The following is a 269-nucleotide window of genomic DNA, read 5'->3' as shown; positions in this document are numbered from 1 at the left end:
ATAAGGGAGCCTATAACTAATTTCTTTACGCAGCCCGGAAAAATCGTTCTCTTGGACGCCTGTAAATTTATTCATCACAAAATGAACATTGTCCAAAGCACCTGTTTGTCCGTAAAGGGCTAATGTTTTATACACATCGTTCAAATCATCACGCACAAGCCAAATCAAGATATCGCTCAGCTCCAAAACTTTTACAACTCTCGGATGCACAGACGATTCAAGATCGACAAGAATATAGTCGTAAGTATTAAGTGATAGTAATGCTTGCA

General features: G+C 38.7%; 1 protein-coding gene. It reads right to left on the bottom strand.

The features are described 5' to 3' along the window. Positions 1 to 269: P-loop NTPase family protein (locus KVT27_RS24785; RefSeq protein WP_217582188.1), on the bottom strand; the 269-nt coding region annotated here is incomplete at both ends.

This window comes from Lysinibacillus sp. GbtcB16, assembly GCF_019091145.1.
Lineage (GTDB): Bacteria > Bacillota > Bacilli > Bacillales_A > Planococcaceae > Lysinibacillus > Lysinibacillus fusiformis.
Note: the sequence above shows the minus strand (reverse complement) of the source record. Positions and strands in the feature narration are given on the sequence as shown.